Origin of the sequence: Argonema antarcticum A004/B2, assembly GCF_023333585.1 — a bacterium.
In the GTDB taxonomy this organism is placed as follows: Bacteria; Cyanobacteriota; Cyanobacteriia; order Cyanobacteriales; family Aerosakkonemataceae; genus Argonema; species Argonema antarcticum.
Genome location: NZ_JAIQZN010000066.1, coordinates 23,886 through 35,696, shown reverse-complemented (window position 1 = coordinate 35,696; position 11,811 = coordinate 23,886). Strand labels below are relative to the sequence as shown.

Here is an 11,811-nt window from a genome sequence, read left to right as displayed (position 1 = left end):
ATCCGGGAACACCTGTGACTCCGCCACCAGTAGTCGATCCGGGAACACCTGTGACTCCGCCACCAGTAGTCGATCCGACACCACAGATCGATCCAAATCAACCTTTAATTGGTGTAATTGATACTGGATTTAGTGCAAATAATCCCGATCTTGATTATCGCCGATTTAAGTTGGGAAGCGATCGCATTTCCAATGACGGCAATCCTTTCCTATCTCCCGGTGAAGGAAACGAACACGGAACTCATATTTTAGGATTAATTGCTGCTACCCAAGGTAATGGTATTGGGATTGATGGTATCAACGATAAAGCACCAATTTGGTTGGGGCGTGCGGTAGGTGGTGGAAATTGGGCTTCTTCGCTGTACGAATTTGTGGGTACGGCGAAATACTCTGGATACAAAAATGCCGTTGTTAATCTCAGTTTAGATTTAACGCAAGTTAATCCAGATGGTAGTGTTACTACGCGGTATGAGTTGACGCCAAAAGAACGGGAAGCGATCGAATTTGCACGTCAAAATCATGTGCTAATTGTCACTGCTGCTGGTAACGATGGCGGCGTGATGTCGGTTTTGGGACAAGCTTCCCAGGAGTTTGACAATATTATTACTGTTGGCGCATCGAATGAGTTCGATCGGGCCAACTATTCCAGCTATGGTGCGGGTTTAGATATTTTAACTGAAGGTGGTAATACGGATAATCCCGTGCTGTCTACGGTAAAAGATGGCGTAGGTATGATGGCGGGGACTTCCGTTGCAGCAGCGAGGGCAACGGGTGTGGCATCTTTAATATGGGCAGCAAATCCCGATCTTAGCTACAGACAAGTTATTGATATTCTCGAATTGACGGCGGTGGATGTGAAAACGCCGGGATGGGATGCAGAAACGGGCGCTGGGTTATTAAATGCAGTAGGTGCGCTCGAATTAGCGAAGAAAACAACACCGCAAGATTACACGCCTTTCCCTTGGGTAGCGCCATTTACTTGGGATGGAGAAGGGAAAGTAACGCCAGTCGAGCGGGCTGCGAGTGGAGGGAATACCCTAGCTACGGCGGCGGTACAACCAGATCCTAACTTCTCCGATAGCGATATAGTTGATATCAATAATCGCGAAAAATATTATGAAGTTACTATTGAGCAACCGGGTTATTTACGCTACACAGTTACTCGCACTAACGGTACAGAATGGTTGCCAAATGTAGAGTGGTTGAGAACAGATGGTAAACCAATATCGCGTCAATTTTCCTCTTCTTACTCCAAATTATACAACGTAGGGGCAGGCTCAGCGATGGGAGGTGGATATGCAGGGGGTGCATACACCGCCCCAGTTTCCAACACTGAGGAGATGTTTGTCGATCCTGGTACGTATTATTTCAAACTCAATCTAGAGGATTCCCAGAACAACTTTTTAGATCCTTTTGGAGATGAGCCTGTTGTTTATCATACTAATTTACAGAACTATAACCTAGCATCTGAATTTATTCCAGATCGACCTTCTAGTTTCTCTGGGGCTGCACAATTTAAAACTCCATCGGGAGTAACTGTAGCTGAACTAAATACCTCCGATCTGCTTAACTATAATCCGACTAATTCTACTCAACCAGGGGTAAATTATTGGCTAGATGTAAACGAACCAGGGAATTTAAGCCTTAAAATAAGCTCGTCTGTTGCCGATCGGATTCAACTACAAGTTAAGAAGCTAGTAGGACTTGAAGGTGAAAACGGTGCTGGAGAAGTATTAGTAGATACTGGCTTTGTTGCCCTCGATTTGACTCAGCCAATAGAGTTAAAAAATCTCAATAAAGGGCGCTATATTTTAGAAGTTTTGCCACGTCCTTCTTGGGATAGTATTAATCGGCAATGGATTAAGCAGCCATATACACAACCTTTCACAATTAATGGGATTTTCTCTCGACAAGCACAAAATCCAGGTGAAGGACAAGTTCCAAGTAATGCCGGAGGATTTTCTAAGACTGTTACAAGTAATGGGGTAGATACTCATTATTATGCTAATGGCTACTTGAGCGTGCAGCCGAGTGGTTATGCAACTTGGTATAGTTATGGTGCAGGTGTTCCTTTACCGACAATTCCAGGGGCAACACAGCCCGGTGCATCAGTTCCGCCATTTTCTACATTAGGATTGGGAACTGCTACCCCAGTGGCAACTGTACCGCCAGATTATGCGGGAAATAGCTTTAATCAAGCACGCAATATCGGTGTACTTAATGGCACTCAAACTTTTCAAGATTTCTTGGGTGATGCCGATCCATCTGACTATTACCGCTTTGAATTGAATAATGATAGCAACCTGAATTGGCGCGTAGATGGGTTAACTCCTGGCGTAGATTTTCAACTGTATAATAATGATTTTAAATTGCAGTGGAGTACAAATACTCCTGCGCCGAATTTTAGCTCAGATATGGCTGGTACATATCCGGGAACTCCAGGTACTTACTACATCCGATTGAAACCTTTTGCCTCTGGTGGTTCTAACTATAACTTTAGTTTGTCTGCTATTCCCAGAAACACTGCACCGGAAAACTTGCAGTTTAACTTAACGAGTAACAGCTACAACGTAGGCTCAACTGTTGAGCTAAATGGCAAAGTTTTCGATCGCAATGGTGCCAGTGACATTTCTAGAGTAGATTTCTGGCTGAAACAGAATGGTAATGACTGGCAATTTTTCAGCCGCAATCAAAGTTTGAACAGGGATGCTCAATGGGCAAATTTCTCTTTGAGCGTGGACGATTTAGCAACTGGTAACTATGAGTTGAAAGCGACAGCTTATGACCAGTCTGGTGCTGAAAGTAATACTTTTACTGGTGCATTCCAGGTGACAGTACCTTTTGATAATAATGCTACTCAGTGGTTCTCCAATGGCAAGACGCTAAGTGGTGAGATGCTGGCTGAATATAATCGGCTTGTAGGTCAGGGTAATTATTTAGGTAATCCTAGCTTTGTCGATACTTCACCAGCAAAATCTTATTTTGGCACTGACGTTCAAAGAGCTTTCTTCCCAAGCCAAAATTTAGGATACACTTCGCTCTACAAGAGCCAGAACGGAACTTTCTCGCTATCAGGGTCAATTGCTGACTACTACACGAATTACTATTTCAGAAAATACGATGACCCTTCTGGCAAAAATCCTTATTTACAGGATGGATTGTTTGGCATTTACTCTGGTTTAGGCGTACCGATTTCATCTGTTATCAGACAGGCTGATGGTAGTGAAGTAGCGTATTTTGAAGGAGGAATGCTGACAAATCGTAATGGGGTTGTTACGCCAAATTACAACCAGAATGCTAAATATTTTGAGTTAGTAGGTCAAGGTGCGCCCAATGGTACGGAGTTGCAATGGAAGAATGATTATGGATACTGGAATCCGGGAAGTGTAGGACAACCAACTGGTTCAGTGCGTCGCATTAATAATGGATGGGTTCAAGAATTTACAGCTAGCCCCAAAGGAGATGGGGATAGTATTTTCTTGCTCAAAGATGGTCAATCAGCTTTGGGAGGCTTGGAGAAATACATCGACAATAACGGACAACAGCAGCAAATCACTACTGGTGGCCCATACCGAGTTCAGGGCGGTATTCTAAATGCCTATCGTTCTGTGGGTGGGCAAGATGGAATTTTAGGCTTCCCCACAATGTCACAGGAGCGGTCTAATTTTAATGGCTATAAAGTTTATCAAGAATTTGAAAATGGCTTTATTGCCGAAACTTATGATGGTCGTACCATTAAAAGAAATTGGCAAGGTCAAGATATTTGGCCTAATATTTCAGCTAACCATTGGAATGCAAGGTTTATAAACCGCAATCAAGGGAATGTAGATGATTACAGTACCTATGACTACGATTTCAAGAATAATCCGGCGGCAGTTGTTGACCTTGGATATCAAAAGAATAGCAATGATTTGATAAGCCTGGATAAAGATTTTGGCGAGGGAAGTCCAGCAACTGGTGTGCAGAATGATAACTTTGCAATGGTGGCATGGACTCGCACAGATTTAAAGGCTGGAAAAACTTACAAAATCACAACCCAATCTGATGACGGTACATTTTTCAAGCTCAAAAATGTTCGGACTAATGAGTGGTTTAATCCTGGAGGAGATTGGCGCGATCGCAGTTCTACTGAACCTGCAAAAACAATTGAATTCAAAGTTAATGAATCGGGTGAATACGATTTTCATGTCCAGTATTACGATAGAACTGGCTTTTCTACAATTAATGTCAACCTAGAAGAAACTCAGCCATTCCCAACAAATCCTCAACCTCAGCCAACAGGATCTCCTTCGATTCTTAGCCAAACGCCTGAAAGCGGAAGAGGTAGACTAACAGGAGACACTAACTTCCGTACATACCCTTGGGCGAATTCAAGCACGTTAATTCAAGCAATATCTACTGGTACAACCTTCACGTTGTTGGAGAAAGTGACAACAAATGACTCCACAGTTGCCTATCGTAATTGGTATCGAGTACGACTCAATGATGGTAGAGAAGGATATTTCTGGGCTGACAATGTTCAGGAAGTAGCAAGTGGAATTAGTACGGGCGGAAGCTCTGGTGGCGATCCAAGAGGAAATACTCTGCCCAGGACTGGAGGAGAGAATACAGTAGGAGTAAATGCTTCTCAAATTTCTTCTCAAGATCCACAAGACTACATTGGCACAGTTTATTCTCTAGTTCGACCACTACCTGGCAATGAAAATACAAGGCACAGAATCAGAATAAACTGGGGTCAAATGGAATGGGTTAAAGAGGAGGTAATTCCTTCAGGAGGACTGGCTGTACTTTACCAAAAACTCTATTCTGACTCAGTACCAAGATTTACAACAGTAGAAAGCTTAGAAAACGCTCAAATAAGCGCTCGTCTTGAAATGGGTATAATCCTTAACAGACCTGAAGACCCACGAGAAACTTTGAACGTAGATAAAGTTATTGGAGCATCTGATTCTTGGGAAGAAAATGCCAATGGTCGTCCTACAGTTTCTATCCAAAATATGAGTAATCAAGAATATCTAAAACAAAGTATTGACGAATATATACGTCGTCTCTACCTTGATAACGACTCAAACAACTTAAAACGGGATCTTACAAATCATCCTGGCTACAAAAATCATCACGTTGGTATTGACTCAAATGATCAAGATAAAAATCTTCAGATCCATGCCCTGGTTGGCGGAAAAATTGCCTATGTAAAGTCCGATGGGAGAACGCTTATAAATCTTCAAGATATTTATGATGATAATGGTGAGTATAAAACAACAATCGGTAAAGATCCTGTGACTGGTGAAACGAGGGATGTTTACCAATACTATCGGTACAATAATGTTGTCGTGATTTGGAATCCAGATCTTCAGAGGGCATTTGTCTATCTTCACTTTGATAAGGTTGGAGTAAATCAAGGAGATTGGGTTAACCCAGGAGATATTCTTGGGATTGAGGGTTCAACAGGTGCTTCTACTGGCAACCATACTCATGTTGAAGTTCGGACTGACCTAAGATCTTATGAAGACGCACAACTTGTGACAAACGGTACTCTCACTTTCAATTTGGTAGAAGATCCCCGCAAAACTATTGGCATCGCTAGGGCTAATGGCATTCTTGATAAGCGGTACAATCTCAACGTGAGAATCAGGCGTGATTGAAATGAGAGTTGACTTAATCGAGCATTCCTTAAATCCACTTTAATCCCTACCTATCAAACGAGGTAAGAGGGTGTGATCGCCCTCGTTGGGATAGGAGTGCGATCGTGTTTGGGGAGGGATGTGGGTGCGATCGTACTTGTTCAATTGGAGAGTGCGATCGCCTTTGGCAATGGATGCGGGTGCGATCGTGCTTGTGGGATTGGAGAGTGCGATCGTACTTGTCGAATTAGAGAGTGCGATCGTTTTTGGTGATGGATGTGGGTGCTGGAGTGCTTGTTCAATTGGAGAGTGCGATCGTGTTTGGGGATGGATGTGGGTGCGATCGGGTTTGTGGGATTGGAGAGTGCGATCGTGCTTGTGGAATTGGAGAGTGCGATCGTGTTTGGGAATGGATGTGGGTGCGATCGGGTTTGTGGGATTGGAGAGTGCGATCGTGTTTGGGGATGGATGTGGGTGCGATCGTGCTTGTCGAATTGGAGAGTGCGATCGCACTCAACTTAAGTTTAATCCGTTGAATCTGATTCCAGAAATAAATCCATCTCAACGCAAAAAAACTCAGCTAGTTTTCTTGCTTCATCATGCTTAATCGGTCTTTTATTCATCAAAATTTCTGAAACGGTTGTCTCTGAACCTAAAATGGGTATCAAGTCAGACTCTTCTAAATCCCTTGCATCCATTAAATGTTGCACCATTGAAATAGAATTGACTGTAGAAATAGGATAGTTTTCCTCTTCAAACTTCTCAATCAGTACGAGTAAAAGCTCCAAAAAAACCTCTTCCTCCACTGTGCGTGGCGAACGGTGTTCAAGTTCTTGTACAAGAGCAATTGCTCTATCATTCTCAGCCTCCGTTACGATCGGTTTTGGTTGATAGCGAACTAATAGTTCTGTATAAGATTTGGCATTAAAAGTACGGGTCATTTTTCCACTCATCCTTGTCATATTCTGCGTGAGTTAGAACGTATTTGACGTAGATTCTTTGAGAAACATAAACAAGATCGACAATTAGCCGATATCGGTTTCCCTTAATATTGAAAACTGTGAAGTTTCCCACCGCCTCGGCTTTGGGGTAAATCTGCTGAACATCAAGCAAGTTCTGCCATGTCGCTTTACTTGCTACTCTATACCAAGCATAAAGGGCTTCCTTTGCATCTGTATGTTCCTCACTAAATTCCCGAAAGATTTTTCGGCTAATGACACGCATCACACCAACCTTTTCAATCGCACCACTATCTCTATTATCTTGCTTTTGTACGCCAATACTCAAATTTGGTGCTGGTGGAATTGGAGAGTGCGTTCGCGTTCGCGTAGCGTGCGCCTTAGCGCATAGCGTGCCGTAGGCATATCGTTTTTGGGAATGGATGTGGGTGCGTTCGCTATTCGTGCCGTAGGCAATCGTGCTTTTGGAATTGGAGAGTGCGTTCTTGTTTGGGAATGGATGTGGGCGCGAACGCGAGTGCGTGCCGTAGGCAATCGTGCTGGTGGAATTGGAGAGTGCGATCGTACTTTTGGGAATGGATGTGGGTGCGATCGTGCTTGTGGGATTGGAGAGTGCGATCGTACTTTTGGGAATGGATGTGGGTGCGATCGCCCTTTTTCGGAGCTAAGTGCTGGTGGGGATGGGGGTGCGATCGCTTTTTTCCCTCTTTCATAGTCAAGAGCGACCGCATGAAAGGAATAGTAAAATAAGGCAGAGCCATTTGAGCCTCCAAAGCTAACTCACCATGCAAACCTCAACATTTGACAGCATTTTAGACGCGATCGAAACCTTGTCTCCAGATGAACAAACTGCCCTGCTTGGGATTATGCAGCGAAGGCTTCGCGATCGCCGACGTACCGAAATTGCCGCTAATATTGCACAAGGAAAACAAGACTACAAAAAAGGAAACGTCTTTCGAGGCACGGTTAATGAAGCGATTGCGGAGCTAAACAGTTGAAAATTATCACTTTTGCTCGCTCGTTTAAACGTGCCTACAAAGCCCTCATCCGCAAACACCCAGAACTACAGCCCAAAGTTGAAGCTGTCTTGAGGCTTTTGGCAGAAAACTCTTTCGATCCATCACTCCAAACACACAAACTCAAAGGTCAGTTAGCTGGATCTTGGGCTTGTACTGTGGAGTATGACTGCCGGATTGTATTTGACTTTGTTGCGAATCCAGAGTCAGGAGATGAAGAAATTCTCTTACTCGACATTGGCAGTCATGATGAGGTGTATTGAAAATACTGGCAAATTCAAATCGAAGCTTGTGAGTGCGATCGCTCTTTTGGGGATGTAAGTACTGGTGAGGATGTTCGTGCGATCGTGCTTGTGGGGTGTGGGTGCGTTCGCGCAGCGATGCGTAGCATTATCGTACTTTTTGCGATGAGAGTGTTGGTGGGGATGTTCGTGCGATCGTACTTGTGGAATTGGAGAGTGGGATCGTGTTTGGTGATGGATGTGGATGCGATCATGCTTGTTCAATTGGAGAGTGCGTTCGCGCAGCGTGCCGTAGGCATATCGTGTTTGGGAATGGATGTGGGTGCGATCGTGCTTGTGGGATTGGAGAGTGCGTTCGCGCAGCGTGCCGTAGGCATATCGTGTTTGAGTATGGATGTAGGTGCGATCGTGCTGGTAGAATTCGAGAGTGCGATCGCTTTTGGTGATGGATGTGTGTGCGATCGTGTTTGGGGATGGATGTGGGTGCGATCGTACTTGTGGGATTGGAGAGTGCGATCGTACTTTTTGGGATGTCAGTGCTGGTGGGGATGTGGGTGCGATCGCCCTTTTTCGGATGTAAGTGCTGATGGGGATGAGAGTGCGATCGCGCTTGTGGGGATGTGGGTGTTGGTGGGGGTGAGAGTGCTGGTGGGGATGAGAGTGCGATCGCATTTGCAAATCAGGTAAAATACGATTGTAAAATAACTGCGGCTACAGATGCCCAAAACGCCCATCCAACCATAGCTACCAACAGGACAAAGTGATACAGGGAGAAGGTTTTACCATCAATGAAAGCAAATTCGACTACTTTTTTGGTCGAGTCACCTCAGATCCAGACAACACCCAAAGGTCGTTACAAAACCTGCGAGAATTAAATAGACTAGGAATTAATGAAGCAGCGGGAGGGCGCGATCGTTTACTACAAATATTTCAAGCCGGATTAAACGCGCCAGAAGTAATAGAGTATAGAAGAACTACCAAATATGGGATTAGCATCGCTCGTCAAGTAGAAGTGAGTAATGAACAAGCTACAGGAGCAATTATAGTTTGTTACTTTTATCCCCAAGGCGATTTTAATACTATTCCACAAGTTACCTCGATTATTCCTAAGATATACCAATAGGAGAAATATGAAAATTCAACCGATCAACAAATCACAATTCGCCCAAATAGATGGTTCTCGGCAAATAATTGCCCATGACCACTCTCGCCAATTTGCAGTTATAGAACTGGGTGAACATTTAGGAAGTTATGCAATCAGTTGGAGAAGTGACCTCATCAGCCCTATCGTCAAAAAAACACCGGATGAACAAATAGTTTGGATCGGAGTAGATCAAAAGTTAGCAGCTATTAACCTGCAAAATGGTAGAATTATTATAGCAATGCCATTCCCTAATTACATTCTTCAAATCATAACTTTGTCAAAAGTAACTGCCGTACTTACTGAATGGTCAGTGCTGCTTTTTAATCCTGGAGGAACTGTCAGATTAATTGAAGACTTATCAGAGCAAGCAATCGGAATGTCAGTTGTGGATGAGAATTTATTAATTCAGTTACTAGAAGGAGAAAGGTTAATCTTAAATCCTGAAACGGGAAGTTTCATCGAGCTTGCTGTTGCTGCATCTGTTTGAGAGTGCGATCGTGTTTGGGGATAGATGCAGGTGCGATCGCTCTTTTTAGGATTTGAGTGCTGGTGGGGATGCAGGTGCGTTCGCGAAGCGTGCGCCTTAGCGCAATCGTGCTTTTTGGTATGTTCGTGCTGGTGGGGATGCAGGTGCGATCGCCCTTTTTGGGTGTTAGTGCTGGTGGGGATGAGAGTGCGATCGTACTTGTGGAATTGGAGAGTGCGATCGTGCTTGTGGAATTGGAGAGTGCGATCGTACTTTTGGAATTAGAGAGTGCGATCGTGCTTGTGGAATTGGAGAGTGCGATCGCTTTTAGTGATGGATGTGGGTGCGTTCGCGTAGCGTGCCGTAGGCAATCGTACTTGTTCAATTCGAGAGTGCGATCGCATTGTAGGATGGAAAAACTGCCAAATCTCTCATTGCTATGCCCCAATCCATCCAGCAAGAAGCCCAAGTCATTCTGGATACTCTTGCATCCATTCCCTTTGAAAATTGTATAGCTCTTTCCAAAGAATTTCGAGAACTCCCAATGACTGCTGGTATCTACGCTGTCAAGCATCGCACTCTTGGAATCCTCTACATTGGCAAAACTAGAACATTGCGCGATCGCTTTCGTGGGGGTCACAAAGCTTTACTTTGGGCATTTATTGAAGAATTGAAAGCTACAGACATCCGAGTCGCTTTTTATCAATTAGATTTTACTCAATGGATACAGCTATCATCAGAATTAGAAAGCCTAATCATCCAAGCTATTAACCCACCCTATAACGTGAAAATTCCAGCGAGGGACTAACACTATGCAAACTCAGCCTGCTATCAACGAACATCTCTCCCCTGAATTAGCACAAATTTTTCTGGAAGGATTACCCGAAAACATTCGTAACGGACTCGAAATGCGGGCTAAAACAATGAACTATCCAGTTTGGGCAGTAATTGAAATGGCGATCGCAGGTTATCTTGATGAAGAGGCTTTATCCTTTGCCGATTGTAAGCCTAAGTTCGATTAGCGATCGCGTTTTTTGAATTAGAGAGTGCGATCACATTTGCAGATCGATGTAAGTGCGATCGTATTTGCTAATGGATGTGGGTGCGATCGCGCTTGTGGAATTGGAGAGTGCGATCGCAGATAAGATAACAGCAAAGCGATCGCGCTTCTTGCTTCCTCAGCTAATTTCTTCAGGAGATTTCTGTGACTCTCCTGCTAAAACCTCAAGCGATTTCCTTACTCGCTTCAACTGTTGTTGGCTGATATATTGTGCCAAACCAGCATTAATTTCAGCTAATTCTTGGTTAAATTCCTGCATTTCCAAACGAGTTTTCCGCAAATTTGCTAGTAGGCGTTTAGATGTTTCTTTTTCGGGAATACGCGGTTGCTTAGTCATAGGAAGTTCCATTCCATTTTAACCTCTTGAATGCTACGCTCCCAGGCAGGAATCCTAGCTTGAGTCCGTGCAATCGCTGTGCTTAGTAACTCTAGCATATCACGAGGGGCTGTGGGTTGAGATTTGGCAATATAAAGTTGGAGAGTAGACAGTTGAGAGTATGAGGATTCTGCATCATCTGCTACGCCTTTCATTTCATCCAGATAAGATATGGTTCCCTCTGTTTCTCCAAACAGATCGAAAATCTTGGTTTCTAATGCTTTGGCTTCTTCAACTATGTCTAACGACTGCTGCTTTAAGCTATTGATGATTGAGGTGGTTTCCCCTGGTAGCTTGGCCATATTTGCCTAATTATAATTTACCTTTCAACATTTTAGGGATAAAGTGCGATCTATGACGTGCCTCTCGGCATATCTTGCTGGTGGGGGTGAGGGTGCGATCGCGTAGCGTGCCGTAGGCGATCGTGCTTTTGGGGCTGAGAGTGCTGGTGGGGATATGAGTGCGTTCGCGAAGCGTGCGCCTTAGCGCAATCGCCCTTTTTAGGATGTGAGTGTTGGTGGGGATGAGAGTGCGATCGTACTTTTGGGATGAGAGTGTTGGTGGGGATGAGAGTGCGATCGTTCTTTTTGGGATGAGAGTGCTGGTGGGGATGTGGGTGCGATCACCCTTTTTGGAATGTAAGTGCTGGTGGGGTGAGAGTGCGATCGTACTTGTTCAATTGGAGAGTGCGATCGTGCTTGTGGAATTGGAGAGTGCGATCGCTTTTAGGGATGGATGTGGGTGCGATCGTACTTGTGGAATTGGAGAGTGCGATCGCGTTTGATGATGGATGTGGGTGCGATCGTACTTTTGTAATGAGAGAGTGCGATCGTTTTTGTAATGGATGTGGGTGCGATCGCTTCTTTTTTCTATGGAATATTAAAAAGCGATCGCCTTTCAAAATAAAGTGCGATCGCATTATTC

General features: G+C 44.2%; 17 protein-coding genes. 7 read left to right on the top strand and 10 right to left on the bottom strand.

What is annotated here, in order from left to right; translation table 11 throughout:
- The first annotated feature begins 14 nt into the window (after positions 1-14).
- Positions 15-5,645, top strand: coding sequence for a S8 family serine peptidase (locus LAY57_RS24250; protein WP_249069670.1), 5,631 nt, complete (start codon positions 15-17; stop codon positions 5,643-5,645).
- A 39-nt stretch (positions 5,646-5,684) separates the two neighbouring features.
- On the opposite strand, the gene LAY57_RS24245 is transcribed toward LAY57_RS24250, so the two are convergent.
- From LAY57_RS24245 to LAY57_RS24230, 4 genes are all read right to left on the bottom strand, one after another.
- A complete protein-coding gene (locus tag LAY57_RS24245; RefSeq protein WP_249069669.1) occupies positions 5,685-6,137 on the bottom strand; it encodes a hypothetical protein in 453 nt (150 codons plus the stop codon).
- Between the two features lie 11 nt (positions 6,138-6,148).
- Positions 6,149-6,565, bottom strand: a complete 417-nt coding sequence (locus LAY57_RS24240; RefSeq protein WP_249069668.1) for a helix-turn-helix domain-containing protein — start codon at positions 6,563-6,565, stop codon at positions 6,149-6,151.
- Entirely contained in the window at positions 6,549-6,911 is a 363-nt protein-coding gene (locus tag LAY57_RS24235) for a type II toxin-antitoxin system HigB family toxin (protein WP_249069667.1), read from the bottom strand. The genes LAY57_RS24240 and LAY57_RS24235 overlap by 17 nt, the downstream gene beginning before the upstream one ends.
- A 109-nt stretch (positions 6,912-7,020) precedes the next feature.
- A complete protein-coding gene (locus LAY57_RS24230) occupies positions 7,021-7,344 on the bottom strand; it encodes a hypothetical protein (RefSeq protein WP_249069666.1) in 324 nt (107 codons plus the stop codon).
- 24 nt (positions 7,345-7,368) lie between these two features.
- Here LAY57_RS24230 and LAY57_RS24225 point away from each other — a divergent pair, with 24 nt between their 5' ends.
- Positions 7,369-7,581 carry a hypothetical protein gene (locus LAY57_RS24225; protein WP_249069665.1) on the top strand — a complete coding sequence of 71 codons (213 nt, stop codon included), beginning with the start codon at positions 7,369-7,371 and terminating at the stop codon, positions 7,579-7,581.
- The gene (locus LAY57_RS24220; RefSeq protein WP_249069664.1) at positions 7,578-7,862 is read left to right on the top strand and encodes a type II toxin-antitoxin system RelE/ParE family toxin; all 285 of its coding nucleotides are present in this window, start codon (positions 7,578-7,580) and stop codon (positions 7,860-7,862) included. Before LAY57_RS24225 ends, LAY57_RS24220 begins: the two co-directional genes overlap by 4 nt.
- On the opposite strand, the gene LAY57_RS24215 is transcribed toward LAY57_RS24220, so the two are convergent.
- Complete coding sequence (locus LAY57_RS24215) at positions 7,827-8,513, bottom strand: hypothetical protein (protein WP_249069663.1); 687 nt, start codon at positions 8,511-8,513, stop codon at positions 7,827-7,829. The genes LAY57_RS24220 and LAY57_RS24215 overlap by 36 nt on opposite strands.
- A gap of 88 nt (positions 8,514-8,601) precedes the next feature.
- Between LAY57_RS24215 and LAY57_RS24210 the strand changes: the two genes are divergently transcribed.
- On the top strand, positions 8,602-8,964 hold the full coding sequence (locus LAY57_RS24210) for a hypothetical protein (RefSeq protein WP_249069662.1): 363 nt from the start codon (positions 8,602-8,604) through the stop codon (positions 8,962-8,964).
- A 7-nt stretch (positions 8,965-8,971) separates the two neighbouring features.
- On the top strand, positions 8,972-9,472 hold the full coding sequence (locus LAY57_RS24205) for a hypothetical protein (protein ID WP_249069661.1): 501 nt from the start codon (positions 8,972-8,974) through the stop codon (positions 9,470-9,472).
- Here LAY57_RS24205 and LAY57_RS24200 read toward each other — a convergent pair.
- Positions 9,441-9,899, bottom strand: coding sequence for a hypothetical protein (locus LAY57_RS24200; protein WP_249069660.1), 459 nt, complete (start codon positions 9,897-9,899; stop codon positions 9,441-9,443). The two genes, LAY57_RS24205 and LAY57_RS24200, sit on opposite strands and share 32 nt — an antisense overlap.
- Here LAY57_RS24200 and LAY57_RS24195 point away from each other — a divergent pair.
- Both LAY57_RS24195 and LAY57_RS24190 read left to right on the top strand, forming a co-directional pair.
- The gene (locus LAY57_RS24195) at positions 9,891-10,259 is read left to right on the top strand and encodes a GIY-YIG nuclease family protein (protein WP_249069659.1); all 369 of its coding nucleotides are present in this window, start codon (positions 9,891-9,893) and stop codon (positions 10,257-10,259) included. The two genes, LAY57_RS24200 and LAY57_RS24195, sit on opposite strands and share 9 nt — an antisense overlap.
- A 4-nt stretch (positions 10,260-10,263) precedes the next feature.
- Positions 10,264-10,473 carry a hypothetical protein gene (locus LAY57_RS24190; RefSeq protein WP_249069658.1) on the top strand — a complete coding sequence of 70 codons (210 nt, stop codon included), beginning with the start codon at positions 10,264-10,266 and terminating at the stop codon, positions 10,471-10,473.
- A 156-nt stretch (positions 10,474-10,629) separates the two neighbouring features.
- On the opposite strand, the gene LAY57_RS24185 is transcribed toward LAY57_RS24190, so the two are convergent.
- From LAY57_RS24185 to LAY57_RS24175, 4 genes are all read right to left on the bottom strand, one after another.
- Positions 10,630-10,848, bottom strand: a complete 219-nt coding sequence (locus LAY57_RS24185; protein ID WP_249069657.1) for a hypothetical protein — start codon at positions 10,846-10,848, stop codon at positions 10,630-10,632.
- Positions 10,845-11,189: a hypothetical protein gene (locus tag LAY57_RS24180; protein WP_249069656.1), complete on the bottom strand. Its 345-nt coding sequence runs from the start codon at positions 11,187-11,189 to the stop codon at positions 10,845-10,847. The genes LAY57_RS24185 and LAY57_RS24180 overlap by 4 nt, the downstream gene beginning before the upstream one ends.
- A 198-nt stretch (positions 11,190-11,387) precedes the next feature.
- Positions 11,388-11,513, bottom strand: a complete 126-nt coding sequence (locus tag LAY57_RS35935; RefSeq protein WP_275994325.1) for a hypothetical protein — start codon at positions 11,511-11,513, stop codon at positions 11,388-11,390.
- The gene (locus tag LAY57_RS24175; protein ID WP_249069655.1) at positions 11,510-11,806 is read right to left on the bottom strand and encodes a hypothetical protein; all 297 of its coding nucleotides are present in this window, start codon (positions 11,804-11,806) and stop codon (positions 11,510-11,512) included. Before LAY57_RS24175 ends, LAY57_RS35935 begins: the two co-directional genes overlap by 4 nt.
- Positions 11,807-11,811: the final 5 nt, after the last annotated feature.